The organism is Streptomyces agglomeratus, from assembly GCF_001746415.1.
Classification (GTDB): domain Bacteria; phylum Actinomycetota; class Actinomycetes; order Streptomycetales; family Streptomycetaceae; genus Streptomyces; species Streptomyces agglomeratus.
This window is the reverse complement of record NZ_MEHJ01000001.1, coordinates 1,380,153-1,404,447: the sequence shown is the minus strand read 5'-3', so window position 1 is coordinate 1,404,447 and position 24,295 is coordinate 1,380,153. Positions and strand designations below refer to the sequence as shown.

Below are 24,295 nucleotides of genomic sequence, written 5' to 3'. Positions count from 1 at the left end.
TAGATGGCCATGCCGCTCCGTCAGACCATCAGGGTCGGGACGTACCTCGTTGAACAAAAGCTCCGCAGGCGTGAGAAGTTCCCGCTCATCGTCGAGCTTGAACCTCTCTACGCCTGCAACCTCGCATGCGAGGGCTGCGGCAAGATCCAGCACCCCGCCGGGGTCCTGAAGCAGCGCATGCCCGTGGCGCAGGCCGTGGGCGCGGTCATGGAATCCGGCGCTCCCATGGTCTCCATCGCCGGCGGCGAGCCGCTGATGCATCCGCAGATCGACGAGATCGTGCGGCAGCTGGTGGCGAAGAAGAAGTACGTGTTCCTCTGCACCAACGCCATGCTGCTGCGCAAGAAGATCGAGAAGTTCACCCCGTCGCCGTACTTCGCCTTCGCCGTGCACATCGACGGGCTGCGCGAGCGGCACGACGAATCGGTGGCGAAGGAAGGGGTGTTCGACGAAGCCGTGGAGGCGATCAAGGAGGCCAAGAAGCGCGGCTTCCGGGTCACCACCAACTCCACCTTCTTCAACACCGACACCCCTCAGACGATCATCGAGGTGCTCAACTACCTCAATGACGACCTGGAGGTGGACGAGATGATGATCTCGCCCGCCTACGCGTACGAGAAGGCCCCCGACCAGGAGCACTTCCTGGGTGTCGAGCAGACGCGGGAGCTGTTCAAGAAGGCGTTCTCGGGCGGCAACCGGCGGCGGTGGCGGCTGAACCACTCGCCGCTCTTCCTGGACTTCCTGGAGGGCAAGACGGACTTCCCGTGCACGGCGTGGGCGATCCCGAACTACTCCCTCTTCGGGTGGCAGCGGCCCTGCTACCTGATGAGCGACGGGTACGTACCGACGTACCGGGAACTCATCGAGGAGACCGACTGGAGCAAGTACGGGCGGGGCAAGGACCCGAGGTGCGCCAACTGCATGGCGCACTGCGGCTACGAGCCGACGGCCGTCCTCGCGACCATGGGCTCGCTCAAGGAGTCCCTGCGCGCGGTCCGCGAGACGGTGTCGAGCAGCCACGGCTGACCTGATGCGGCGTGGGTGAGCCAGTCGCACAGGGTTCCCCCGGCCGCCGGCCCGGGCCTCGGCGGTGCGCGGCCGCGCACGGCGTGTCCGGGCCGGGGCCGGCGGCGGCCGGCGCGGACGCACCCGTTCCGCCCGGACCGTACGGAGCCGCGGGACGGTGCGGAATCCGCGAGCAGATTCCCGCCCACGGCAGGCCCGGCGAGGCGCCGGCCGGGCACCGGGCCCACGCCCGCGTCGACGGCGGCCCGGACCGCCCTCGCCCCGCGGCCCGCGAAGAACGGGCCGCCCGACCGGTGAACCACGCGAAGGAGAGCGCACGATGACGGACGTGGTGCCGAAGGAGTTCGACCTGGCGCGGCTCCTCGCCGAACGCGGGGCCGAGCGCTACGAGCTGCACGCCAGACACCTGAACCACCAGTTGCCCCGGATGCTGCGCACCATCGGCTTCGACAAGGTCTACGAACGGGCCGAGGGCGCCTATTTTTACGACGCGGAGGGCAACGACTACCTCGACATGCTCGCCGGCTTCGGCGTGATGGGCCTCGGCCGGCACCATCCCGTCGTACGCAAGGCGCTCCACGACGTACTCGACGCCTCGCTCGCCGACCTGACGCGCTTCGACTGCCAGCCCCTCCCGGGGCTGCTCGCCGAGAAGCTGCTGACGCACAGCCCTCACCTGGACCGGGTGTTCTTCGGCAACAGCGGCACCGAGGCCGTCGAGACCGCGCTGAAGTTCGCCCGCCGCGCGACGGGCAGGCCGAGGATCCTGTACTGCGCTCACGCCTTCCACGGCCTGACGACGGGTTCGCTCTCGGTGAACGGCGAGGCGGGTTTCCGTGACGGGTTCGCGCCGCTGCTGCCCGACACCGCCATCGCGCTCGGGGACCTCGACGCGCTGGAACGGGAGCTCAAGAAGGGCGACGTGGCCGGCTTCGTCGTGGAGCCGATCCAGGGGAAGGGCGTGCACGCGTCCCCGCCGGGGTTCCTGCCCGCTGCCCAGGAACTGCTGCGCCGCCACAAGGCGCTGCTGATCGCCGACGAGGTGCAGACGGGGCTGGGAAGGACCGGTGACTTCTACGCCTACCAGCACGAGGAGGGCGTGGAGCCCGACCTGCTGTGCGTCGCGAAGGCGCTCTCGGGCGGCTACGTCCCGGTCGGCGCGACCCTCGGCAAGGACTGGATCTTCAAGCGCGTCTACTCGTCGATGGACCGGGTGCTCGTGCACTCGGCCAGCTTCGGCTCAAATGCCCAGGCGATGGCGGCGGGACTCGCGGTCCTCGCCGTGATGGAGGACGAGGAGATCGTCGCGAACGCCCGGCGCTCGGGCGACCTGCTGCGCGAGCGGCTGACCGCCCTCATCGGCCGCTACGAGCTGCTGCACGACGTACGCGGGCGAGGGCTCATGATCGGCATCGAGTTCGGCCGGCCCGGCTCGCTGAAGCTGCGCAGCCGCTGGGCGGTGCTCCAGGCCGCCCGCAAGGGACTCTTCGCGCAGATGGTCGTCGTACCGCTGCTCCAGAAGCACCGGATCCTCACGCAGGTCTCCGGCGACCACATGGAAGTGATCAAACTGATTCCGCCGCTGACCGTGGGGGAGCGGGAAGTGGACCGGTTCGTCGGGGCGTTCACCGAGGTGATGGATGACGCCCACAGCGGTGGCGGTCTGATGTGGGACTTCGGCAAGGCCCTGATCAAGCAGGCGGTCGGCAACCGCTAGGGGCGGGCTCCGAGGCCAGGATGCCTTTTGCCTCTGAGGCAAAATTTTTGCCTCGCGGGTAATCCTCTGGCCCAATGGAGGCATGACACCCCGCCTCGAAGAGCCGGCCGAGGGAGCACTGCCCACGGTCGCCCCGCGCCTGCGCGACCTGCGCCGGCACAGCGGCCTGACGCTGGAGGCGGCCGCTGGCCGCGCCGGGCTGTCGCCCGCACATCTGTCGCGTCTGGAGACCGGACAGCGCCAGCCGTCGCTGCCGATGCTGCTCACGCTGGCCCGGGTCTACGGTACGACGGTCTCCGCGCTCCTCGGCGAGACCCCGGGGGACCGGGACGCCGTACTGCGCGCGGGCGAGGCGCAGGCACGGGAGGCCGACGGCTGGACGTACCACCGGGCCGGCGGGCCGGGACGCGCCATGCAGGCGCTGCGGGTGCACGTGCCGTACGGCGCGCAGGGCGACCTGGTGCGCGTGCATCCCGGCGAGGAGTGGCTGTACGTCCTGTCCGGACGGCTGCGGCTCGTACTCGGCGAAAGCGTCCACCGGCTCGATGCCGGGGACAGCGCGCATTACGACTCGCTGACCCCGCACCGCATCGCGGCCGCTGGCCCGGACGGGGCCGACCTGCTGTTCGTCCACACATTGATGCAGAGCGCCACGGCCGGGCTGTGCCTACCCCAGGAGACCTGACATGCCGCAGCCGGAAGAGAAGGCCGCCGCCCGCCGCTTCGTGGAGGACAGGATCCCCCGGGGGCTTGCAGTCCGCGTCTTCGTCTACGTCGTCGCGGGCCACCTCTTCGCGGCCTTCGTCTACCTGCTCTTCACCCTCGGCGGCCAACGCTGACGGGGGGCTGCTCTCAGCCTTCGTCGAGCAGGCGCGTCCGCAGCCGCTCGCGGGTCTCCGGAGTGATGTTCAGCCCTTCCGTCAGGTAGCGGTCGGTGGTGCCCCAGGTCTTCTCGATCGTCTCGAAGGCGGCCGCCAGGTACTCCGCGCGCGCCTCGAAGAGCGGGCTGAGCAGCTCCATGACCTCGGGTGACATCCCGGTCGACGAGCTGTCGCTGCGGTGCACCTTGTAGCGGCGGTGCGGGTCGTTCGACTTCAGGTAGTCGGCCTCGATGGCCTCGCGCTCGACACCGACCGCCAGCAGGGTCACCGCTATGGACAGGCCCGCGCGGTCCTTGCCCGCCGCGCAGTGCATCAGCGCGGGAACGGCTTCGCCGGCGAGCGCGTGCAGCACCTGGCTCTGCTCGGCCGTACGCTCCTTGATGATCATCCGGTACGTCGCCGACATCCGGCCCGCGGCCTTGCCGTCCGCGAGGATCTCGCGCAGCTCGTCGAGGTTCCCGTCGCGGACCATCTTCCAGAACACCGCGCCGTCGGCCGGGTCCGTCAATGGCAGGTTGACGTTGCGCACCCCCGGCAGTTCGACGTCCGGGCCCTCCAGCTTCTGGTCCGCCTCATTGCGGAAGTCGAAGATCGTGTGGAGGCCGAGCGAACCGAGGAACGCCGCGTCGGCGGCCGTGGCGTGCGCCAGGTGGCCGCTGCGGAAAAGCACTCCGTGCCGGACCCGCCGCCCGTCCACCGTCGGCAGGCCGCCCACGTCACGGAAGTTGCGCACCGCGGCAAGCTCCGGCTCGGGCTCGGGCTCTGTCGGCGGGACCTGCGGCAGCTGCTGTGTCACGTGGGCTCCTGAAGTCTGCCGTCGGCGCTGCTCGCCGACTTCGGCGCGATTCGACGATACGACATGGGTTCCCGGGGCAATCATCTCGGCCGACGCCGGTCATTGCACCGGGGAAGCCGGACGAACCAAGATGATCGCACCTGTGCTGATCTGGGGGACCTGATGATCGAGACCGGCGGCAACGGCCGTACGTGGCTGCTCACCGGGGCGGCCGGAAGCTACGCGCTGCACCTCACCGACCGCGACGAGCTGGTCCATCTGCACTGGGGGCCACGGATCTCCCTGGCCGACGCCGAGTCGCTCGCCGCCGAACCCCCACCGCCGTACTGGCCCTTCGAGTCGCAGCTCGACGGACGCGAGGAGTACCCCGTCGAGGGTGGCCCCCGCTTCGTACGGCCCGCCCTGTCCGTCCGTACGCCCGCCGTGCGCGGCACCGAGTGGCGGCACACCGGGTCGGCCACGGACGGCGACGAGCTGCGGCTGCGCTTCGCCGACCCCGTGCACCACCTCGGCCTCACCCTGCACTACCGGATGCGCGCGGACTCCGACGTCGTCGAGCGGTGGGCCACCGTCGCGCACGACGGGCCGGCCGGCGCTCTCGGCCTGGAGCTGCTGCGGGCCGACGCGGCCGCCTGGACGCTGCCCCGGCGCGAGCGGTGGCGGCTGAGCCAGCTGCACGGCCGGTGGGCGGCCGAATCCCGGCTCGTACGCTCGGACCTCGCTCCCGGCGAGAAGGTCCTGGGCAGCCGGCGCGGCCACACCGGGCACCAGCACCTGCCCTGGGTCGCCCTCGACGCGGAGGGCGCCACGGAGGAGAGCGGCGAGGTGTACGGCTGCGCGCTCGGCTGGTCCGGGTCGTGGCGCATCGCCGTACAGCAACTGCCCGACGGCACGATGCAGATCACCGGCGGGGCGGGACACGACGACTCGGGCCTGCTGCGGCTCGCTCCCGGCGGGACGTACACCACGCCCGTCTTCGCCGGGCTGTGGAGCGACGGCGGGTTCGGCGGGGCGAGCCGCGCCTGGCACGCCTGGCAGCTCGCCCACGTGATCCCCGACGCCGGGCGCTCGCGGCCCGTCCTCTACAACTCCTGGGAGGCGACCGGCTTCGACATCTCCGAGGAGCAGCAGCGCGCCCTGGCGCGACGGGCCGCGGACATCGGCGTCGAGCTGTTCGTGGTGGACGACGCGTGGTTCGGCGCGCGGGTCAGCGACCGCGCCGGGCTCGGCGACTGGACACCGAATCCCGACCGCTTCCCCGGAGGGCTGAAGCCGCTCGCGGACGAAGTGCACGGGCTGGGCATGCGGTTCGGGATCTGGGTCGAACCGGAGATGGTCAACGCCGACAGCGATCTGTACCGAGCCCGTCCCGACTGGGTGCAGCACCATCCCGGTCGTACCCGCACGGAGTTCCGCAACCAGCTCGTCCTCAACCTCGCGCGGGACGACGTCCAGGCATACCTCTGGGAGCAGCTCGACGGGCTGCTGTCGAGCGCCCCGGTCGACTACGTGAAGTGGGACTTCAACCGCTGCTTCACCGACGCGGGCTGGCCCGGTGAACCGTACCCGCAACGGCTGTGGACCGAACACGTGCACGCTCTGTACGCGCTCCTCGACCGGCTGCGGGCCGCGCATCCCGGCGTGGCCTTCGAGTCCTGCTCGGGCGGCGGAGGCAGGATCGACCTCGGGATTCTCTCCCGTACCGACCAGGTGTGGACCTCGGACAACACCGATCCGCTGGACCGGCTGGCCATCCAGCACGGATTCAGCCAGCTGCACCCGGCCAGGGCGATGGCCGCGTGGGTCACCGACAGCCCCAACTCGCAGCTCAACGGACGCGTCAGCTCGCTGCGCTTCCGGTTCGTGAGTGCGATGGCGGGCGTGCTCGGCATCGGCGGCGATCTGACCGGGTGGGGGGAGGACGAGATCGCCGAGGCGCGCGAGTGGGTGGACCTCTACAAGGAGATCAGGCCGGTCGTGCAGCACGGCGAGCTGTACCGGCTGCGCGCACCCGACGGAGGACTCAGCGCGGTCCAGTACGTGCGCGGTGACGACGTCGTGGTCCTCGCCTGGCTCCAGGCCCAGCACTACGGGGAACAGCAGCCGCCGCTGCGCCTGCGCGGGCTGGACCCGGGTGCGGCGTACGCCTGTCCCGACACGTCCGCCGTGCACCGGGGTTCGGTCCTGCTCCACCGGGGGCTGCGCACCGCGCTGCGCGGGGACCTCGACGCGGCGGTGTTCCGGCTGCGGCGGATTTGACCCCCTTACGGCAGCAAGATGGTAGGTATGCGGCAGTTGGTGCGAAACGGGCGATATCACGTTAACTGCCCTTGTGTGCAAGGGAAATGGCCCGAAGGCGGGTGAGCAGGATCATATTCGTGACAGTGCGTGGTGAAGCGCCGTGTGCGAATGCCAGCTCACGGCCGGGGCGTAAAGATCCGTAATCCACGGAGGGTGACGGGAATTGCCTCAGGAATTCGCACCGGTCCATGGCGGAATGAATGGACTGGCTTGTACGGGGCAGCCCCGTCGGCTTACGGTCACCGTCAATCCGGGTGGACCGCCGAATCCTGCCACCTCCCGGAATCCGCACTCACACTCACTCACGCGTGGCAGGAGCGGGGGAACCAGGTAAGTACGCCGGTCTCCGGATGTCCCATTGTCCGGACCGGCTTGGGGTTAAGTCGCGCACCGGCGCGGCCGGGCATCTCCAGCCCGAACCCGACAGCTCACCTCGTAGGCGCCGGAGAGGAATGTTCCATGCCCGCAAAGGGTAAGCACCGCCGCCCGAGGTCCAACCCGCTGACGCGCGGTTTCGTCGCCGCCGGAACGGGCGGAGCCGTACTCGCACTTCCCCTCATCGCCGCCACCGGCGCGAACGCCGCGGAGAAGGCCGCCCCGGCTCCCGCCGCCGCCGGCAAGAGCGCCGCCTCCGACGTCGCCGAGAAGGCGGCTCCGCAGAAGAAGGCGCCGCAGAAGAAGACCGCCACCAGGACGTACTCCGTGGTCTCCGGCGACTACCTGTCGAAGATCGCCGACGAGCAGGACGTGCGCGGCGGCTGGCAGGAGCTGTACGAGGACAACCGTCAGGTCGTCGGCGGCAACCCCTCGCTGATCCTGCCCGGCATGAAGCTGACCATCGGCGGCGAGGCCGCGGCGCCTTCTAGGCCCGCCCCCGCCAAGGCGGCTCCCGCGAAGCCCGCCCCGGCGAAGGCCGCGCCCAAGGCTGCTCCGAAGGCCGCTCCGAAGGTCGAGAAGCAGGTCTCCGCCCCCGCTCCCGCCGCTGCCGCGCAGAGCAACGGGTCCGGCTTCACCGCCCCGGTCGCAGCGGGCGTCACCACCCCGTACCGCGCCGCCGGCGGCAGCTGGTCCAGCGGTTACCACACGGGCGTCGACTTCTCCGCTTCCAGCGGCACCCCGGTCAAGGCTGTCGCCCCCGGCACCGTCGTCTCCGCGGGCTGGGGCGGCTCGTACGGCAACGAGGTCGTCATCAGGCACAACGACGGCCGGTACTCGCAGTACGCCCACCTCTCCTCGCTGGCCGTCTCCGCCGGCCAGAGCGTCGGTGGCGGCACGCAGATCGGTCTCTCCGGCAGCACGGGCAACTCCACCGGCCCGCACCTGCACTTCGAGATCCGCACCGGCCCGGGCTACGGCTCGGACGTCGACCCGCTGGCCTACCTCCGCGGCCACGGCGTCACCATCTGATCAGCCACTGTCTGACCAGTCGCCGTCCGATCAGTCACTGTCGATCGTCACTGTCTGATCCGTCCTTCTGCGTCGGCCGGGCGTTCCTGAACGCTCACGTACGCCCTCTTTTGCAGCCACACGCGGCGGCAAAAGGGGGCGTACGTGCGTTTTCGGTCTATTCCGGGTTGGGTGAATCTTGACCGGTGTCTTATCTCACGCCGCGTCAACCCGTCCCTACGGTGGCGTAGGTCACTCGCTCCAGTGAAGGATGTGCCGACGTGGCAGACGATTCGAGAACATTCAGTGCGGGCACCATCGGGTCGTACGCGGCGATCGGCGACAGCTTCACCGAGGGCGTCGGAGACCCCGGACCCGACGGTGCGTTCATCGGCTGGGCCGACCGGCTCGCCGTACTCCTCGACGACCGCGTCCCCGAGCACACGTTCCGCTACGCCAACCTCGCCGTACGCGGCCGGCTCCTCGACCAGATCGTGGCCGAGCAGGTCCCGCGCGCGAAGGAACTGGCTCCCGACCTGGTGAGCTTCTGCGCGGGAGGCAACGACATCCTCCGGCCGGGCAGCGACCCCGACGACGTCGCCGAGCGCTTCGAACGGGCCGTCGCGGAGCTCACCGACGCTGTGGGCACCGTCATGGTGACCACCGGCTTCGACACGCGTGGCATTCCCGTGCTGCGTCATCTGCGCGGCAAGATCGCGACGTACACGGCGCACGTGCGGGCGGTCGCCGACCGCTACGACTGCCCGGTGCTCGACCTGTGGTCGCTCAAGTCCGTCCAGGACAGGCGCGCGTGGGACGGCGACCGGCTCCACCTCTCGCCCGAGGGCCACACCCGCGTCGCGCTGCGCGCCGCCCAGGTGCTCGGCCTCGACGTACCGGCCGACCCGGACCAGGCGTGGCCGCCCATGGCCCCGCGCAACTCACTGGAGGCGCGCCGCGACAACATCCAGTGGGCGCGGGAGCACCTGGTGCCCTGGATCGGGCGGCGACTGCGCGGCGAGTCATCGGGTGACCACGTCGAGGCGAAGCGGCCCGATCTGCTGCCCTTGTGAGACGGCGGCCGGTACGCGCTCCAGGACGCCGCCCGCGAACACGTCGTACAGCGGCAGCGTCTCCAGGTGGACGTAGCCGATGTGGCAGTCGCAGACGGCGAGCGGGCAGGCGCGGGGGCGCAGTGCCCGGCGGTACGAGCCGTCGTAGAGGTTGCCGAGCTCGGCACGGACGAAGTGGCAGCGGCGCACCGTGCCGTCGCCGTCCACCGAGATCACCGACTCGCCGGTCCGGCAGGGGAGACCGGCGGAGCGGTGCGGGTGGCGGCTGTACGGGAAGAGGGGGTCCAGGGCCGTCCAGTGGGCGGCTTCCTCGTCCGTGTAAGTGCGGCCCTCCGCCGCGTTGGCCCACAGGTAGACCTCGGCCGGGAGCGCCGCGCGCAGTCTGCGCGCCTCGGCCAGGTGCTCGGGGAAGCCGACCACACCGACGCTGAAACGCACGCCGCCGGCGGTCAGTTCGCGGCACTTGGCGAGGAAGCGGTCGTACGGCGTCTGACCCGGGTGGTACGTGCACCACAGCGCGAGCGTGCCGAGGTCCGGGCCGCCTTCGGTGAGCCAGTCGGTGCGGCAGCTCAGGTTCGTCTGGATGGCGACGCGCCGGATGTGCGGCAGCCGGGACAGCTCGGTCAGGGCGCGGCGGTACCAGGAGCGGACCAGGCCCTCGCCCCACGGCGTGAAGAGGACCGAGAGCCGGTCGTCGGTCTGCGCGGCGGCCCACGCGGTGAAGCGCTCCAGCGCGGCGCGGTCGGCCCGCAACTGCTCGGAGCTGTCACGCCGCTTGGCGAACGGGCAGTACGGACAGTCGTAATCGCAGGAGGCGAGCGGGCCGCGGTAGAGGATCGTCAGGTGTGCCGGGTCCATGGCCGCGCTCACTTCAGGTCGTACGCGGCCATGGCGGCCCGTACGGCGGGGGAGAACAGCTCGGGGCCCAGCGCGTCGGAGTGCGCGAGTCCTTCCGGGGACAGGCGCAGCAGGCCCTCGGGTGCGCTCTCGTCGAGCCAGCCGAGGGCGGCGAAGCGGTCGAGTTCGGCGGGGAAGTCGTCGGTGGGCGCCGTGCCGAACCGGTCGGCGTAACCGGCCAGGGGCATGCCTTCGGCCTGAAGGAGCGACTGCAGCAGATGCCGGCGGCGGGCCTCACCGGCGTCGACGTACCGGCCGACCTCGGCACGGGAGAAGTCCTCCGTCGCGGTGTAGTCGTCGATGATCTTGCGTACCTCGCGCATGTCGACGGCGTAGTCGAAGGAGTAGTGGAGCGAGGAGGTGTACGAACGGGCTCCGCAGCCCAGGCCGATCATGCCGTCGGTCTGGCAGGCGTAGTCGTCGGCCGCCTGTTTCGGCGCGTCCGCGCGGCGGAACATGCGCATCGAGACCTGCTCGTAGCCGTGGGCGAGCAGGTGGTCACGGCCCTGGCGGTACAGCCGCAGGCGCTGGGTGTCCCAGGCGACGTCGGCGTCGGTACCGAGCCGGCCGAGGCCGGTGAGGGGGCGTACGTACAGGGGATAGAGGTAGAGCTCCTCGGGCCGCCAGGCGAGCGCCGCGTCGAGCGAGGCACGCCAGGTGCGGGCGCTCTGGCCCTCGATGCCGTAGATCAGGTCGATGTTGAGGACGGGGATGCCGGCCTCGCGGACGGCGGCCAGGGCCGCCTCGACGTCGGCGCGCCGCTGGGGGCGCACGGCCGCGCGGGCCTCGGAGGCGACGAAACTCTGGACACCGAGGCTCAGGCGGGTCGTGCCGCGGCCGGCGAGGACTGCGAGGCGGTCGCTGGTCGCCGTGGCGGGGGACGCCTCGACGGACAGGGGAACCGCGCCGAGGTCGGCGCCCATCCGCTTCTCCGCGATGTCGCAGAGCCGTTCCAGCTCGCCGGGGTCGAGGAAGGTGGGGGTGCCGCCGCCGAAGGCCGCGGCGGAGAAGCGCACCGCGCTGTCGCCGTTGCCGCCGTCGTCGGCTCCGGCGGGTCCGGCGTCGAGGGCGTCGCGGACGGCGGTCGCCTGGCGGTCGAGCGCGTCGAGGTAGCGGCCGGTCAGTTCGTCCGGGGCGCCGATCCGGGTGAAGAGGTTGCAGAAGCCGCAGCGGACCTCGCAGAACGGTATGTGGAGGTAGAGGGACAGGGCGTTCTTGGGCTCGTCCGCCCACAGTTCGCGGAGGGCGGGCCGGTCCTCCAGCTCGCGGTACGCCGTCTTGTGCGGGTAGGCGTAGACGTAACTGCCGTAGGGGCGGGGCGGTGCGGTGCTCATGGGGTGGCCCCTCGGTCGAGAGTGAAATGGGCGTAGGGCACGGTCCAGACGGCCTTGTGGCCGAGGCGGTGGCCGGTGTAGCCGTCGTCGCCGTACGCCGTTCCGTGGTCGGAGCAGACGATGGCGAAACAGGGACGGCGGCTGCTCGCGGCGGCGAACAGCCTGCCGATGTGCCGGTCGACGTACTCCAGGGCGGCCGCGTGGGTGGCGCGGGAGTCACCGGCCTCGCGGGTGGCGCCGGGCAGATGGAACCAGTTCGGCTGGTGCAGGGCGGAGACGTTGACGAACAGGAACAGCCGCTGCTCGTCGGGGAGCCCGGCGACGACCTGCTCGGCCCGGGCGACCTGCTCCTCGAAGGACGTGGGCGAGGCCACGCCGAACCGCGGCTCCCAGTGGCTCTCCTGGAACATCCCCGGCAGCACCGAGCCGAGTGGGCCCTGCCGGTTGAAGAAGCCGACGCCGCCGACGCACACCGTGCGGTAACCGGCGTCCGCGAGGCCGGAGACGAGGTCGGGCGCGTCGAAGACGTACGTGTGCCCGGCGGTGGTCTCGCTGCCCGCGAAGCGCGCGGCGAAGAGCCGGGGGTGCGGGCCGGGGGAGGCCGGCGTGGGCAGGAAGCCCGCGAAGATCGCCTGGTGCGAGGCATAGGTGAAGCTGCCGGGCGCGTGCCGCTTCTCCCATGTGCCGCCGGGCAGATGCCGGACCAGGTTCGGAATCCGGCCCGCGGCGGCGAGTTCGGCGGCTACGTCGTGGCGCAGGGTGTCCAGGGTGACGAGCAGCAGATCGTGGCTGCCGACGATCTCGTTCATGTCAGGTGATCGCATGGTGGTTCCTTGTCGTGCGCTGTACGGCGGGACGTACGGGCTGCCGCACCGGGTGCTGTACCGACCGCTGTACGGCGGCGACCTGCGCCGCGTAGGTGTCCAGGCCCTCGGCGCCGCTGCCCGGCAGACCGGTGAGACGCGGCAGCAGATCGCCGAAGGCGTTGACCTCGCAGACGGCGAAGCGGCGCCAGCCGACGGCGGGCAGCAGATCGACACCCACGCAGAGCGTGCGGGGGAAGCACGCGGCGGCCCGCTCGCACACGTCCACGGCCTCCGCCCAGCCGGCCCCCGCCGCTGCCATGGCGGCGCGGGCCTCGTCGAGGTCGCCGCGCGTGCCGCCGAGATGGAGGTTGGTCATGGGGGAGCGGCTCGTGCGTACGACGGCGTGCGTCACCCTGCCGCCGACCACGATCACCCGGAGGTCGGCGGCCCGGCCACGCTGTGCGGCCTTGGGCAGCCAGCGCTCGACGTGGAGTCCGTCCGGTGCGAGCGCGTCCACGATCGACGCGACCTCGGTCTCGGTCGTACAGCTGCGCACCCGCAAGGAGTTGTATAGCCGCCCCCGCGCGTCGCGCTCCACGGACGTGGTGGCCCGTACGCGGCCGGGCCCCGCCGTTTCGACGGCCAGTACACCGGAGGCCGACGAGCCGTGGGCGAGCTTGACGAAGGCGCGCGGCATGCGGTGCGCCCGCAGCAGTTCCCGTACGTCCGCCCAGCCGCGCACGGCCGGTGCCGTCGGTCCGGAGGTGGGAGAAGCGGGCACGGGAACGCCCGCGCCGTTCAGGACGGCGTGACACAGCCGCTTGTCGAACAGCACCGCCAGCTCGTCGGGGTCGTCGAGCAGGACGCAGTCGGCGGCCGCCCGGCCCACTTCCCGTACGGCCGCGGTGAACCGTTCGTACCAGAGCGCCGAGCCCTCCACACGGGTGGCGTCGCCGGCGCCCCGCAGGAGCCGCTCCACCGCGGGGTCCTCGCCGGGCGAGTCGATCCGTACGGTCTCTCCGGGCCGGAACGCGGGGGCCCGGCCCCCGAGCACGTCGAGCCAGGGGACGACCCGCGCGGCGGGAAGCCCGGCGGCGGCCACCGCGTCCTGGAACAGCGCGACACGGCGGTTGGCCGGGTTGCCGACGACCGCGAAGCGCGGAGCCGGGCCGTCCGCGCTGCCCGGCCTACTCGTCGACGGCGACATAGCGGGTTTCGTCGTACTCGGGGTCCCAGTGGTCGGGCTCGTCGAGATGCAGGCGCACGCCGTGCGGTTCGAGTGTCGTGCGCAGGCGCTGCTGGACCGGTTCGGTGATGTAGTGGTGGTGCAGGTCCAGTTCGCCGAGGTGGGTGAGTGGCTGCCCTTCGAGCAGAGCGTGGGCACCGGCGTCGGTGAGCGTGCCCATCGACAGCGCCAGCGTGTCCAACCGGGCCACGACCGGCGCCGCGGCGACGGCTGTCGCGATCTCGTCCTGGATCTCACTGTTCTGCACGCCCAGCTGACGCAGGCGCGGCAGGGCGCCGCCGGACAGCAGGGGCGCGAGGTCGGCAACCGTCGCGTCCCCGCCGTAATGCGTGACACCGAGCCACAGCTCCAGGCGTTCCAGGGCGGGCAGCCGGGACGCGCCGACGGCGCGGACGACGGAGCCGGGCAGGCCGCCCGATTCGAAGCGCAGTACCTTCAGCGCGTCGTGGGCAACCGGCCGCAGGGAGAGTGTGTCCGTGTCGGAGAGCGACTCGCCGCAACCGCGCACGACCAGCTCCTCCAGCCTGGGGAAAGCCTCCAGACACGGTGTCACGTCCGTCATCTCCAGCCAGGACAGCTCGCACTCCTCGCTGATGACGTCGGCGAGGAAGAGGCCGCGCAGCGCGGGGAAGCGGTCCGCGTCCGCGAGGATCCGGTCCAGGACGGGCCCCAGATGCTCGTACTCACCGTGCCACCACGGGCCGATCAGCAGGGCGCGCACCCGCGAGGAGTCGACGGAGTCGAGGAAGCGCGGCCACAGTTCGGCGAACGGATTGTCCTCGTTCCACAGACAGTCCAGACGCCAGGCGACGGAGTCCGCGGGCGGCAGCGGCGGGGCGTGCTGCTCGCCGGGCTCGGGCAGGGTGAGAACGGGAAGGCCGTGGAAGGTCTCGGGGTGCTCGATGTCGGTCATGGCCGGTCACTCCGCCACGGCGGTGTAGCGGCCCTCGGCCCCGAGGTTGTCCCAGGGTTCCAGACGGTCCGACAGGTCGACGTCCACACCATGGGGCTCCAGGGCCCCGGCCACCCGCTCCTCCATCTCCTGCGAGAGGAAGTGGTGGTGCAGGTCGAGGGTTTCCAGGTGGGTGAGCGGCTGCCCTTCGAGCAGCGCGGCAGCGCCCTCGTCACCGAGGGTGCCGTTCGACAGGTCCAGCGTGTCCAGCCGGGCGACCACCGGGGCCGACGCGACGGCCGCGGAGATCTCGTTCTCGATCTCGCTGTTGCGCAGGCCGAGGTGGCGCAGTCCGGGGAAGAGGGTGCCGGAGAGCAGCGGCGCGAGGTCGGCGATCTCCGTGTCGCCGCCGTACTCGGACACGCCGAGCCACAGGTCCAGGTGGTCCAGGGAGGGCAGCTCGCTCTCGGTGATGCCCCGCACGACCGAGGCCGGTAGGCCGCCGGACTCGAAGACGAGCGAGCGCAGCCGCTCGTGCCGCACGGGCGGGAAACGGAGCCCCGTACCGCCGCGTACGCCGAGTTCCAGCAGGCGCGGGAAGGTGCTGAGCAGACCTGTGACGTTGGACTGTTCGATCCAGGAGATCTCGGCCTGCTCCTGGGTCAGGTCGCCGACGAAGACTGCCTCCAGGGAGGTGAGCCGGTCGGCCGCCGCGATGACCAGGTTGACGGGGTAGCTGGAGTCCGCCTCGTACGACTCGCCCCACTGGCCGATGATCAGCGCACGTACCCGGGCGGGATCAACGGCCTTCAGGAACGCGTCGAAGCTCTCGTCCCACGTCCCGTCCTCGTCCTCGTACGGGTCCACGGAGATGCGCCACGCCACGGTGTCCGCGGCCGGCAACGGCGAAGGGGAGTCGGGACGGAAGTCGACGGCCGGGAGGCCGAGCAATTCCTGCAAATGGTCCACACCGGACATGGCCCTGGTCTCCTGACACTGTGCGAGCGACTGACGTGCGAAAGGTTTATCAAGCGGGACTGACAATCCCGCGAGCGGGTGGGTCACCGCAGGTCAGGGGTGATTGTCAGACCCGGGTCGTAGCGTTTTCCCCGTGGCCGGCACAGAGTGTGCGGTCCGGGAGGGGAGACAGCCATGTACCGGCAAGGGGACGTACTGATCGTGTCGCTGGACGAGTCGGCCGTACCGGCCCATCTGGCGGACGCCCCTGGTGAACGGCGCGACGCCAGGGGCCGGTTGGTGCTGGCGCTGGGCGAGGTCACGGGGCACGCGCACGCAGTGCAGGGGCCGGGCAGGCTGCTGCGGGAGGCGGGACCGCTCGACCCGATGCTGCTCCATCTGCCCGAAGGCGGACGGGTGGTGCACGAGGAGCACGCGGCGATACCGCTGCCCAAGGGCTGGTACCGGGTGGTGCGCCAGCGCGAGTACGTACCGGGCTCGGTCCGTATCGTCGCGGACTGACGACCCGGCCCGGCCCGGCTGACGGAGCAGAGGGGCCGACGGAGCCAACGGGCTGAAGGTGCTCGACGGCGCGGGCAGCAAGGGCCGGCGCGACAACGCGGCCAGGAACCAGACACCAGGGGACAGGGAATTCGATGCAGCAGGTGAACACTTGGCGGGCCGTCGCGGCGGCGACCGGTGCGGCGGACCGTGCGGCCGCTGAGGAGGGCGTGCGGCTCGCCTACCGCAGCGCAGGGCTACCGGAGCCGGAACGGATCGTCTGGGCCGCCTCGCCCAAGGAGGCGGTCAAGGCCGTGGAGCTGCTCTCCGGCGCGGGGAAGTCGGTGCGGGAAGAGGTGCGCACCGGACCGTGGGCCGAAGAACGACGTCGGCTGCACGACGAGTTGGGCCCCGCGGGCTGGGCGGAGCTGTGGTCCGCCACCGGAGCCCAGCTGTGGGACACCACCAGGGAACTGGCCGAGCGGATACGGGCGGGAGTCGTCTCCGAGCTCGTGGAGCGGCCGGAGGACGAGTCGGACGTGCGGCTCGTCCTGCTGGACGCGGTCCTCGGCCAGCACGACGCCGCCTGGCTCTCGGCGTTCGACGGCCGGGGCGAGCGGCTCACGGGGCTGGCGCGGGTGGCCCGGAACGCCGGCTGGTGGTGGCCCTACGAGCACGCCGTGGTGATCAGCGAACGGCCGGTGGAGCTCCACCGCGACGAGGCGGGGCGGCTCGACCGCGGCGACGGCCCCGCGCTGGCCTTCTCCGACGGCTTCGCGCTCTACGCCTGGCGCGGTATGCCCGTACCGGCCGAGTTCCTCGACGAACTGACCTCGCTGACGCCCGAGCGCATCCGGGTCGAGGAGAACGCGGAGCTGCGCCGCGTGATGCTGGAGTACTACGGCTACGACCGCTATCTCGCCGAGTCCGGGGCGCAGCCCGTGCACCGCGACGAGACCGGCGTCCTGTGGCGCATAGCCCTGGAGGGAGACGAGGACGTGGTGATGGTCGAGGTGGTCAACTCCACCCCCGAGCCGGACGGCACGTACCGGACGTACTGGCTGCGCGTGCCGCCGGCCACGAGGACCGCGAAGGAAGGCGTGGCCTGGACGTTCGGCCTCGGGCAGGAGGCGTACGAACCGGTGCGCCAGACCTGACCCGCGACCGCCCGGGGGGTCGCTAGGTGGAGAGGAGGCTGCCCGGTCCGATCAGGTCCGTGTTGCCCTCCGTCGTACAGGCGTGGGCTCCAGCCCGCGCCCCGAGGCGGGCACACTCCTCCAGGCCCCGGCCGGTGAGACGCCCGTACAGGAATCCGCTGACGTACGCGTCCCCGGCGCCGTTGGAGTCCACCACCGGGCCGGGCGGCACGGTCGCCGGTACGGGGCGCGGGGTGCGGCTGCCGTCGCGCGTCAGGAGGTACGAGCCGCCCGCCCCGGCCGTGGCCACCACGGCCTCGGCGCGGCCCTCGCGCAGGATGTCGCGCATCACGGCGGAGATACGCTCCCCGGCGCCGGCCGCACTGAGGAACACGAGGTCGGCGCGGAGCGCGAACTCCCGTTGGTGATCGGCGAGTCCGTCCCAGTCGTGCAGATCGGTGGAGACCGGCACCCCCAGTTCCTCGATGTCGTCGAGCAGGTGCCGGGCGAAGTCCATGATGGACAGATGGACATGCCCCGCCCGCCGCAGGTGGGGCAGGTAGAAGTCGCGGGGCATCCGCAGATCACCGGGGTCGCGGCCGTCGTAGAAGGACATCCGGCGGCCCGTGGCGCTGTCGACGAGATTCACCGCGCGGCGGGTGCCCGCGGGCGAGATCAGCGGCTCGAAGTCGACGCCGCCCTTGGCGAGACGCTCTCTGACCTGCCCGCCGATCCAGTCGTCACCGATGAAGTCGAGGAACTTCACCTCGAGTCCCAGGGCCCGGCAGCCCAGCGCCACATTGCCTCCGGTGTGCCCCGGCCATTCGCGGATGGGCGGCACGCCGAACGAGTCGGCGACCGGCACGGGCAGCGAGTCGACGCGGACGACCGTGTCCACCCCGCTGCCGCCGACCACCAGTACGTCGTACGCCGTGTGCGCGGACCGCTGTTCAGCGCCCTGTTCACACCGCTGCCCGGATTGCTGCTCGGATTGCTGCTCGGACTGCTGTTCAGACTGCTGTTCAGACACCGCAAGCCCCTTCCGGCTCCGCTGGGCACAGTATGGCTGGTACGGAGAGGTGACAGGGCGGGAGTGGCGCGACCGGCCCCACGGTCGCCGGTGCTGGGATGGGCTCCCCTCCCTTGGAAGGACCAATGCCATGTCCGTACGTACGGCCCTGACCGCCGCCGCGCTCACCGGTGGACTGCTCGCCGGCGGCGCCGCACCCGCTTTCGGGGCATCCGCCGCGACAGCCGCTCCCACCTCGGTCGCGGCCTTCGCTCCGGCCGACGCCGACCGCGACGCCGCCACCGTCTCCGTCGGCGGCGAAGGCAGTGCCTCCGCCGCCCCCGACATGGCGACCCTCGCCGTCGCCGTCGAGTCCACGCAGCCCACCGCGAAGCGGGCGCTGGCCGCGCAGTCCGCAGCCGCTGAAGCGGTGCTGGGCGCCGTACGGAAGCAGGGCGTCGCCGACCGCGACGTACAGACCGAGAGTCTCTCCTTGAACGCGGTCTACCAGCACAGCGACCGCGCGGGCTCCAAGCTGACCGGATATCAGGCGGGCCAGTCCTTCTCCATCAGGATTCGCGACCTCGCCAGGACCGGCGCGGTCGTCGAGGCCGTGACCGGGGCGGCGGGCGACGCGGTCCGGATCAACGGCGTCACCTTCGACGTCGCCGACCCTTCCGCCCTGCGCGCCATGGCCCGCGAGGCCGCTCACGCCGACGCACGGGCCAAGGCAGTGCAGTACGCGCAACTCAGCGGCCGTCGGCTGGGGCGGCTCGTGTCGATCACCGAGACGGGCGGCGGTACGCACCGCCCGGTGGACGTACCCGGCGCCGCGTTCCAGGAGGGGAAGATGCCGGTGGCGCCCGGCGAGATCCGGAACGAGGTCGCTGTCACCGCGGTCTACGAGCTGTCCTGACGCCATGAGCGGCGGCCGGCCAGCCAGCCAGCCGGCCGTCCGATCCATCCGATCCTTGCGAACCCGCCGGACGGGAAGGTCAGCGCGCCGCGGCCGCCAGCTCCGCGCGGCTGATACCCAGTTCGCGGGCGAGCGCGTCGTCCGTCCACTCCAGCATGGCGGCACGGGACAAGGACCCGGCGTACGAGGTCATCTGAACGGCGAGCCCGTCGAGCAGGGCGGTGAGCCGCCAGGCCGCGGACGAGGGGTCCTCGCACCGGAACTCTCCTGCCCGCGCGCCCTCCGCGATGACATCGGCCAGCGCTGCCTTCCACTGCTGGTCGAGGTCACGCGCCACCTCGCGGAGCACCGGCTCACGCAGCGAGGCGGCCCACCCCTCGATCCACAGTTTCCATCCCTTGGCCCGGCCGGTCGGCGCGTACCAGCGGATCGCGGTACGCAGTCTGCGGACGGCGCTGGTGCGACGGCCGAGAAGCGTGCGCAGCTGGGCCAGATCGCCCTCGGCGGCGTACGCGAAGGCGGCCGCGACGAGCTTCTCCTTGGTCGAGAAGTGATAGAGGACCAGCGCGTTGCTGACGGAGAGGGCGGAGGCGACATCGGCGATGCGCACGGCGCTCACGCCCCGCGCCTCGATCTGCTCGACCGTGGCACGCAGCATTTCCTCGCGCCGCTCCTCCACGCTCAACCGGACCCTTGTCACGCGCCAACCCTACACACGGGTCGCCTGGCCAGGACGGGCCACGCGGACGCCGACGAGCCCTCGACAGCGCACCGTGGAGCGGGCCACAGCCGCCTGTACAGGCTGTCCATTCAGTCAGTACGCACGGGGAAACCGCTCAGCGTGAAACCGCACAGCGTGAAGCGCGCGGTGCGAAGTCCGCAGGACGAAAGCACTTCGCGGCCGGTCCGGAGCCGCGGCGAAGACGCGGCGCGCGAAGTGATGAGGCGTACGGGATAACGTGCGGCGCATGGGCGATGCGTACGTATGGGTGGCCGATGTGGACGCCCGGCCGGAGGAGGCGGCGGTGCTGGCCGGCCGAGTCATGGACTGGCTGGAGCGCCGGGGCATTGTCCGGAGCGAGCTGACGAACTGCCTGACGGGTGACGAGCTCGGAAGGGCGCCCGGACCGTACGCCGCGCGCGCCGTCACCGAGGACGAGGTGACGGCGGGCGGGGTGACTGCCGACGGGGTGTGCGGTGTCGGCATGGAGATCGAACGCCGTGTCTACGTGTGCGCCGGCTTCTGGACGGCCACCTGTCCGGCCTGCGGCGCCACGACCGAACCCGCCGAGCGCGGCCCCGACGTGTGGACGCGCGCGTGGGCCCCGCTGCTCGACGACCTGTACGCCTGGTTCGGGGGTACGGGGCCCGGCAGCGGGGCCTGTGTGCGGTGCGGTGAGCGGGCGGAGTTCACGGCGTGGGCGATCGAGCCGCCGGTCGCGGTCGCGCACCTGGGGCTGGTGCTGTGGAACTGGCCGCCGCTGGGGGAGTCGTTCCTGGACGAGCTCTCGGCCGTTCTGGGCGGCCACCGACTCGTGACCGGGAGCACGACGGCTTGACGCGCCGCAGCCGGGGCTGCGGCAGGCTCCGGGACGGGCCGGCCGGGTGCTCGGTTCGCAAACGTGGAACTCAGCGGCGAGAGCTCCCACTTCTCCGGGGCGGCGGAGGCCCGGCGACCGCCACCGCCCCGGGGGCCGGGAAGCGCGTCCAGGACCTGCCCGTCACCTGTACCACCCGTACCGCTCCGCGATCACCGGCAGCCGGTCGGCCACGATCGCGTGCGCCGCGGCACGTGGCGACGTGCCGTCGGCCTCCGCCCGCGCCAACATCTGGTCGACCAGTGCCCGCATCGATCGCCGCGTGTACGCGAACGCCTCGTCCGCGTCCGCGCCGATGTCACCGAAGAGCGTCCACCACCACCACGCGTTCGTGGCGGAGTTGACGACCACGTCCGGCAGGACGCTCACCCCCCGCTCCGCCAGCAGCGCCTCCGCGTCCGGCAGCACCGGCATGTTGGCCGCCTCGACGATCCAGCGGGCGGCGGCGCCGATCCGCTGCTGGTTGGTCGCATCGACGGCGTACGACACGGCCGCCGGAATCAGGACCTCCGCCTCCACCGAAAGCCAGTCCCCGCCCGGCAGTTCCGCGTCTGCGAGGCGCAGCACCCCTCGGTCCACGGCCCCGTACGCGTCCCTCGCCGCGAGCAGCGCCTCGACGTCCAGACCTTCCGGGTTGGCGATCGTGCCCTTCACGTCGGCGACGGCCACGATCTTGAGCCCCGCACGCGCCAGGAAGCGGGCGGTCGAGCCGCCCATCGTGCCCAGGCCCTGCACGGACACACGCGTCCCCTCGTGTGCGACGCCCGCGCGGTCGAGCGCCGCGAGCACCGATTCGGCGACCCCGCAGCCGCCGGCAAGTTCGCCGAGCCCGATGCCGTCGACCTCGACGGCGAACGCGTCGGCGAGCCGGCGCCGCGCCGCGACCTCGTCGTCGAGCAGCGGATAGACGGCCTGGACGGAGGAGACCAGACCGGCCTCGGCGGCGGCCCTGTCCACGAGGTCCTGCGTCAGACCGAGGTCCTCCCCGGTGGTCCAGAAGCTCTCGATGTACGGACGCATCGCCCGCAGGAAGCGGACGAGGATGCCGTAGGCCCCGGGGTCGCGCGGGTCGCAGTCGATGCCGCCCTTGGCGCCGCCGAGCGGGATGTAACGGCCCTCGGGGTTGTAGTGGAGGGCCTCCTTCATCGTCATGCCGCGGGCCAGCCCCGCGACCTCGTCGAGCGTGCAGCCCTCGCGCATGCGCAGCCCGCCGCTGGAGACACCGCGCACCAGCCGGTCGACGACCAGGAAGCCGCGGCGCCCGGTGACGTGGTCCGTCCAGGTCTGCGAGATCAGGGGGGCGTTCATACGGTGCTCTCCTCGGGAACGGCGATGACAGTGGGGCCAGGGGTGCGCAGCGCGCGCCGGCGCGTCGGCGAGCGCGCCGCCGGGGACGCGGCATGCGTGCCCCCGCCGCCCGTACGCGCGCCTGCACCGGCAGGTCGACACCTGGGAGACCCACGCCTTCCGGTCGTTGCCGATGCCCGGGTCGCCGACGCACAGCTCCTCCTGGGCGAGGCGCCGCATGAAGACGTCGGTGAAACCGCCGCCTCCGTACCCCTCGGGAGCATGAACCCCGTGATTCCGACCTCGCCGGGGTGCCATCCGGAACGGCGACGGTGTCCCAACGCCATATTGACTGAACCATCAGTCAGTATCCGGAGCCAGGAGCGACCCTGTCAACGAGGTCCGTGACTAAATCGCCGATCGGTCCAGGACGGCTGCTGCGGCTGTCTCGCCCCCGGCTCCGAACCCGCCCGCCTGCGCCCCGCACCCCGCCCCCTGCGTCTCCGCGCATCCCGCCCCGTGCACCTCTCGCACCCCGCCCCCTGCGCCTCCGCGCACCCAGTCCCGCACCCCGTCCCGTAATGGTCCCGTTCCCGCGCTGTCGTACCCGGCGCCCATAATGGGAAGGACACTGAGCCCCTGGAGGTCCTGTGACCGGCGCTGACGCCCTGCTACCGCTGCGCACCCGGCTGCGCTCGCTGCGGACCGCCGCCTTCGGCGCGGATCCCGCGGGGGAGCGGATGGAGCGCATCCGCCGCTCGCCCCACTTCGCGGACGGGGTCTTCCAGAACCCGGTGGGCGCGCGGCACAGGCCCTCGGGCTCGACGGTGGAACTGGCGAAGGTGTACTTCCGCAAGGAGGAGCGGCGTCTCAGAGCGCCGTCCGGCCCCGTTCCCCTGAGCGCCACGACGCTCGACGATCTTGCCCGGCCGCCCGCCACGGGGCTGCGCCTCACCTGGATGGGCCATTCGAGCGTGCTCGCCGAGATCGACGGCCGACGGGTGCTCTTCGACCCGGTGTGGGGCGAGCGCTGCTCCCCCTTCACCTTCGTCGGGCCGGGGCGCCTGCACCCGGTCCCGGTACCGCTGGCGTCGCTGGGTCCGCTCGACGCCGTCGTCATCTCCCACGACCACTACGACCACCTGGACATGCCGACGATCCGCGCGCTCGCCGGCACACGGACCGTCTTCGTGGTGCCGCTGGGCGTCGGCGCCCACCTGGAGCGCTGGGGTGTACCGGCCGACCGGATGCACGAGCTGGACTGGAACGAGACGGTGAAGACCGCCGGGCTCAGCGTCACCGCGACCCCCGCCCGTCACTTCTGCGGCCGCGGCCTGCGCAACCAGCAGCACACCCTCTGGGCTTCCTGGGCCGTCGCCGGACCGGAGCACCGGATCTACCACAGCGGTGACACCGGCTACTTCGAAGGCTTCAAGGAGATCGGCGCCGAGCACGGCCCGTTCGACGCGACCATGATCCAGATCGGCGCGTACAGCGAGTACTGGCCCGACATCCACATGACGCCTGCCGAAGGCATGCGGGCCCATCTCGACCTCCAGGCCGGCGCGCCACAGGGCTCGGCCGGCGGCCCCATGCTGCCGATCCACTGGGGTACGTTCAACCTCGCCCCGCACCCATGGGCGGAGCCCGCCGAGTGGACGAAGGACGCGGCCGAGGAAGCCGGGCAGCTGGCCGCCTTCCCCCGGCCCGGAGAGCCCTTCGAGCCCGCGGGAACGCTTCCCGTGGACCCGTGGTGGCGAGCCGTGTCCGCGTCGCCCGTCGCACACCCGTGGCGCCGCCCCGAGGAGCCGCGCATCACGCCGGAGGCCGACCGGGGAGACCTCGACTTCGCCGGTGAGCGCTGACGCGGCGCAGGGAGCTCGCCGGCAGCGCGGCACCGGTCTTGCGGTCCCACTGGGCTCGGGCGACGGACCGCCGGTGCGGCCCCTTGCTGATTAGCCCCTTCCCGCAGGGGGAACCCGCCGTCTGAACGACGAAAAGGGGTACTGGTGAGCGCGCAAGAAGATGCTGTCCGGGAGACCGGGGAGGAAGCCGACGAGCGGCCGCTGCGCGGTTACGCCGTCGCGATGGCCGCCTACGCGGCGTACGCCGGAGGATGGGCGGCCCTGATCCGGCGTCACGGCCGCCAGCCCGGACGGCACGAGGTCCGGGACATCGCCCTCACCGCGGTCGCCACGTTCCGGCTCAGCCGCCTCCTGACCAAAGGGGCGGTCACCAGCCCCTTGCGGGCGCCCTTCACCACGTACCAGGGCACGCAGGGGCCGGCCGAGGTCAGCGACGAGCCGCGTCACGGTCCGGGGCACACCTTCGGCGAGCTGATGACGTGCCCGTTCTGCATGAGTCTTTGGACCAGCACCGCACTGACCGCGAGCCGTTGCGTGTGGCCGCGGGCGACCCGGACCGTAACAGCCGTTCTGGCGTCCGTGGCAGGGGCGGACGCCCTCCAGCTCGCGTACAGCGGGCTGATGGACAAGGTGACGCGCGCGAACGAGTCGTGAGTCCCCGTCCGGTCGCG

Annotated in this window: 23 protein-coding genes and 1 riboswitch; of the genes, 13 read left to right on the top strand and 10 right to left on the bottom strand. The window is 71.7% G+C overall.

Features of this window, described 5'->3' with window-relative positions:
* Positions 1-3: 3 nt before the first annotated feature.
* The 4 genes from hpnH (at position 4) to AS594_RS44495 (ending at position 3,582) form a co-directional block, all read left to right on the top strand.
* The gene (gene hpnH / locus AS594_RS05790; RefSeq protein ID WP_069925993.1) at positions 4-1,026 is read left to right on the top strand and encodes an adenosyl-hopene transferase HpnH; all 1,023 of its coding nucleotides are present in this window, start codon (positions 4-6) and stop codon (positions 1,024-1,026) included.
* A 319-nt stretch (positions 1,027-1,345) separates the two neighbouring features.
* Entirely contained in the window at positions 1,346-2,743 is a 1,398-nt protein-coding gene (locus AS594_RS05785) for an aspartate aminotransferase family protein (protein ID WP_069925992.1), read from the top strand.
* An 82-nt stretch (positions 2,744-2,825) separates the two neighbouring features.
* Entirely contained in the window at positions 2,826-3,428 is a 603-nt protein-coding gene (locus AS594_RS05780; RefSeq protein ID WP_069933359.1) for a helix-turn-helix domain-containing protein, read from the top strand.
* A 1-nt stretch (position 3,429) separates the two neighbouring features.
* Positions 3,430-3,582, top strand: a complete 153-nt coding sequence (locus AS594_RS44495) for a DUF6126 family protein (protein ID WP_167367987.1) — start codon at positions 3,430-3,432, stop codon at positions 3,580-3,582.
* 13 nt (positions 3,583-3,595) lie between these two features.
* On the opposite strand, the gene AS594_RS05775 is transcribed toward AS594_RS44495, so the two are convergent.
* On the bottom strand, positions 3,596-4,420 hold the full coding sequence (locus AS594_RS05775; RefSeq protein ID WP_069925990.1) for a tyrosine-protein phosphatase: 825 nt from the start codon (positions 4,418-4,420) through the stop codon (positions 3,596-3,598).
* 162 nt (positions 4,421-4,582) lie between these two features.
* Between AS594_RS05775 and AS594_RS05770 the strand changes: the two genes are divergently transcribed.
* The 3 genes from AS594_RS05770 to AS594_RS05760 all read left to right on the top strand — a co-directional run bounded on the left by AS594_RS05770 (position 4,583) and on the right by AS594_RS05760 (position 9,180).
* Entirely contained in the window at positions 4,583-6,679 is a 2,097-nt protein-coding gene (locus AS594_RS05770) for an alpha-galactosidase (protein ID WP_069925989.1), read from the top strand.
* A gap of 327 nt (positions 6,680-7,006) precedes the next feature.
* Positions 7,007-7,178, top strand: a riboswitch (cyclic di-AMP (ydaO/yuaA leader).
* A 2-nt stretch (positions 7,179-7,180) separates the two neighbouring features.
* Entirely contained in the window at positions 7,181-8,128 is a 948-nt protein-coding gene (locus AS594_RS05765; RefSeq protein ID WP_069925988.1) for a M23 family metallopeptidase, read from the top strand.
* Positions 8,129-8,388: 260 nt separating this feature from the next.
* Positions 8,389-9,180 (top strand): SGNH/GDSL hydrolase family protein, encoded by a 792-nt coding sequence (locus tag AS594_RS05760; RefSeq protein ID WP_069925987.1) that lies wholly within the window; start codon positions 8,389-8,391, stop codon positions 9,178-9,180.
* Here the strand turns inward: AS594_RS05760 and AS594_RS05755 are convergent.
* From AS594_RS05755 to AS594_RS05730, 6 genes are read right to left on the bottom strand one after another with little or no spacing between them, the layout of a single operon-like run.
* Positions 9,130-10,038, bottom strand: a complete 909-nt coding sequence (locus AS594_RS05755; RefSeq protein ID WP_069925986.1) for an STM4011 family radical SAM protein — start codon at positions 10,036-10,038, stop codon at positions 9,130-9,132. The genes AS594_RS05760 and AS594_RS05755 overlap by 51 nt on opposite strands.
* Before the next feature lie 8 nt (positions 10,039-10,046).
* Positions 10,047-11,411: an STM4012 family radical SAM protein gene (locus tag AS594_RS05750; RefSeq protein ID WP_069925985.1), complete on the bottom strand. Its 1,365-nt coding sequence runs from the start codon at positions 11,409-11,411 to the stop codon at positions 10,047-10,049.
* Positions 11,408-12,220 carry an STM4013/SEN3800 family hydrolase gene (locus AS594_RS05745; RefSeq protein WP_069925984.1) on the bottom strand — a complete coding sequence of 271 codons (813 nt, stop codon included), beginning with the start codon at positions 12,218-12,220 and terminating at the stop codon, positions 11,408-11,410. Before AS594_RS05745 ends, AS594_RS05750 begins: the two co-directional genes overlap by 4 nt.
* Position 12,221: 1 nt before the next feature.
* Entirely contained in the window at positions 12,222-13,424 is a 1,203-nt protein-coding gene (locus tag AS594_RS05740; protein ID WP_069933361.1) for an STM4014 family protein, read from the bottom strand.
* A complete protein-coding gene (locus AS594_RS05735) occupies positions 13,405-14,376 on the bottom strand; it encodes an STM4015 family protein (RefSeq protein ID WP_069925982.1) in 972 nt (323 codons plus the stop codon). Before AS594_RS05735 ends, AS594_RS05740 begins: the two co-directional genes overlap by 20 nt.
* A 6-nt stretch (positions 14,377-14,382) precedes the next feature.
* Positions 14,383-15,333: an STM4015 family protein gene (locus tag AS594_RS05730; protein WP_069925981.1), complete on the bottom strand. Its 951-nt coding sequence runs from the start codon at positions 15,331-15,333 to the stop codon at positions 14,383-14,385.
* A gap of 174 nt (positions 15,334-15,507) precedes the next feature.
* Between AS594_RS05730 and AS594_RS05725 the strand changes: the two genes are divergently transcribed.
* Positions 15,508-15,834 (top strand): hypothetical protein, encoded by a 327-nt coding sequence (locus AS594_RS05725; RefSeq protein WP_069925980.1) that lies wholly within the window; start codon positions 15,508-15,510, stop codon positions 15,832-15,834.
* Between the two features lie 134 nt (positions 15,835-15,968).
* Positions 15,969-16,970, top strand: coding sequence for a DUF6745 domain-containing protein (locus AS594_RS05720; protein ID WP_069925979.1), 1,002 nt, complete (start codon positions 15,969-15,971; stop codon positions 16,968-16,970).
* Positions 16,971-16,992: 22 nt separating this feature from the next.
* Here AS594_RS05720 and AS594_RS05715 read toward each other — a convergent pair whose 3' ends face one another.
* Positions 16,993-17,868 (bottom strand): carbohydrate kinase family protein, encoded by an 876-nt coding sequence (locus tag AS594_RS05715; RefSeq protein WP_069933979.1) that lies wholly within the window; start codon positions 17,866-17,868, stop codon positions 16,993-16,995.
* A 241-nt stretch (positions 17,869-18,109) separates the two neighbouring features.
* Here AS594_RS05715 and AS594_RS05710 point away from each other — a divergent pair, with 241 nt between their 5' ends.
* Positions 18,110-18,874, top strand: coding sequence for an SIMPL domain-containing protein (locus tag AS594_RS05710; protein ID WP_069933362.1), 765 nt, complete (start codon positions 18,110-18,112; stop codon positions 18,872-18,874).
* Positions 18,875-18,953: 79 nt separating this feature from the next.
* Here AS594_RS05710 and AS594_RS05705 read toward each other — a convergent pair whose 3' ends face one another.
* Complete coding sequence (locus tag AS594_RS05705; protein WP_079148273.1) at positions 18,954-19,574, bottom strand: TetR/AcrR family transcriptional regulator; 621 nt, start codon at positions 19,572-19,574, stop codon at positions 18,954-18,956.
* 268 nt (positions 19,575-19,842) lie between these two features.
* On the opposite strand from AS594_RS05705, the gene AS594_RS05700 reads away from it, so the two are divergent.
* A complete protein-coding gene (locus tag AS594_RS05700) occupies positions 19,843-20,433 on the top strand; it encodes a hypothetical protein (RefSeq protein ID WP_069925976.1) in 591 nt (196 codons plus the stop codon).
* A gap of 162 nt (positions 20,434-20,595) precedes the next feature.
* Here AS594_RS05700 and AS594_RS05695 read toward each other — a convergent pair whose 3' ends face one another.
* A complete protein-coding gene (locus AS594_RS05695) occupies positions 20,596-21,780 on the bottom strand; it encodes a Glu/Leu/Phe/Val dehydrogenase dimerization domain-containing protein (protein ID WP_069933364.1) in 1,185 nt (394 codons plus the stop codon).
* A 629-nt stretch (positions 21,781-22,409) separates the two neighbouring features.
* Between AS594_RS05695 and AS594_RS05690 the strand changes: the two genes are divergently transcribed.
* Both AS594_RS05690 and AS594_RS05685 read left to right on the top strand, forming a co-directional pair.
* The gene (locus tag AS594_RS05690) at positions 22,410-23,624 is read left to right on the top strand and encodes an MBL fold metallo-hydrolase (protein WP_069933365.1); all 1,215 of its coding nucleotides are present in this window, start codon (positions 22,410-22,412) and stop codon (positions 23,622-23,624) included.
* A 144-nt stretch (positions 23,625-23,768) separates the two neighbouring features.
* The gene (locus tag AS594_RS05685) at positions 23,769-24,278 is read left to right on the top strand and encodes a DUF1360 domain-containing protein (protein ID WP_240508948.1); all 510 of its coding nucleotides are present in this window, start codon (positions 23,769-23,771) and stop codon (positions 24,276-24,278) included.
* Positions 24,279-24,295: the final 17 nt, after the last annotated feature.

What these genes read in the sequence shown, in the direction of transcription:
- AS594_RS05695 (WP_069933364.1), bottom strand. Translation starts at nt 21,780, where the DNA reads ATGAACGCCCCCCTGATCTCGCAGACCTGGACGGACCACGTCACCGGG.
- AS594_RS05750 (WP_069925985.1), bottom strand. Translation starts at nt 11,411, where the DNA reads ATGAGCACCGCACCGCCCCGCCCCTACGGCAGTTACGTCTACGCCTAC.
- AS594_RS05770 (WP_069925989.1), top strand. Translation starts at nt 4,583, where the DNA reads ATGATCGAGACCGGCGGCAACGGCCGTACGTGGCTGCTCACCGGGGCG.
- AS594_RS05730 (WP_069925981.1), bottom strand. Translation starts at nt 15,333, where the DNA reads ATGTCCGGTGTGGACCATTTGCAGGAATTGCTCGGCCTCCCGGCCGTC.
- AS594_RS05740 (WP_069933361.1), bottom strand. Translation starts at nt 13,424, where the DNA reads ATGTCGCCGTCGACGAGTAGGCCGGGCAGCGCGGACGGCCCGGCTCCG.
- AS594_RS05780 (WP_069933359.1), top strand. Translation starts at nt 2,826, where the DNA reads ATGACACCCCGCCTCGAAGAGCCGGCCGAGGGAGCACTGCCCACGGTC.
- hpnH (WP_069925993.1), top strand. Translation starts at nt 4, where the DNA reads ATGGCCATGCCGCTCCGTCAGACCATCAGGGTCGGGACGTACCTCGTT.
- AS594_RS05720 (WP_069925979.1), top strand. Translation starts at nt 15,969, where the DNA reads ATGCAGCAGGTGAACACTTGGCGGGCCGTCGCGGCGGCGACCGGTGCG.
- AS594_RS44495 (WP_167367987.1), top strand. Translation starts at nt 3,430, where the DNA reads ATGCCGCAGCCGGAAGAGAAGGCCGCCGCCCGCCGCTTCGTGGAGGAC.
- AS594_RS05765 (WP_069925988.1), top strand. Translation starts at nt 7,181, where the DNA reads ATGCCCGCAAAGGGTAAGCACCGCCGCCCGAGGTCCAACCCGCTGACG.
- AS594_RS05700 (WP_069925976.1), top strand. Translation starts at nt 19,843, where the DNA reads ATGGGCGATGCGTACGTATGGGTGGCCGATGTGGACGCCCGGCCGGAG.
- AS594_RS05755 (WP_069925986.1), bottom strand. Translation starts at nt 10,038, where the DNA reads ATGGACCCGGCACACCTGACGATCCTCTACCGCGGCCCGCTCGCCTCC.
- AS594_RS05745 (WP_069925984.1), bottom strand. Translation starts at nt 12,220, where the DNA reads ATGAACGAGATCGTCGGCAGCCACGATCTGCTGCTCGTCACCCTGGAC.
- AS594_RS05725 (WP_069925980.1), top strand. Translation starts at nt 15,508, where the DNA reads ATGTACCGGCAAGGGGACGTACTGATCGTGTCGCTGGACGAGTCGGCC.
- AS594_RS05785 (WP_069925992.1), top strand. Translation starts at nt 1,346, where the DNA reads ATGACGGACGTGGTGCCGAAGGAGTTCGACCTGGCGCGGCTCCTCGCC.
- AS594_RS05710 (WP_069933362.1), top strand. Translation starts at nt 18,110, where the DNA reads ATGTCCGTACGTACGGCCCTGACCGCCGCCGCGCTCACCGGTGGACTG.
- AS594_RS05735 (WP_069925982.1), bottom strand. Translation starts at nt 14,376, where the DNA reads ATGACCGACATCGAGCACCCCGAGACCTTCCACGGCCTTCCCGTTCTC.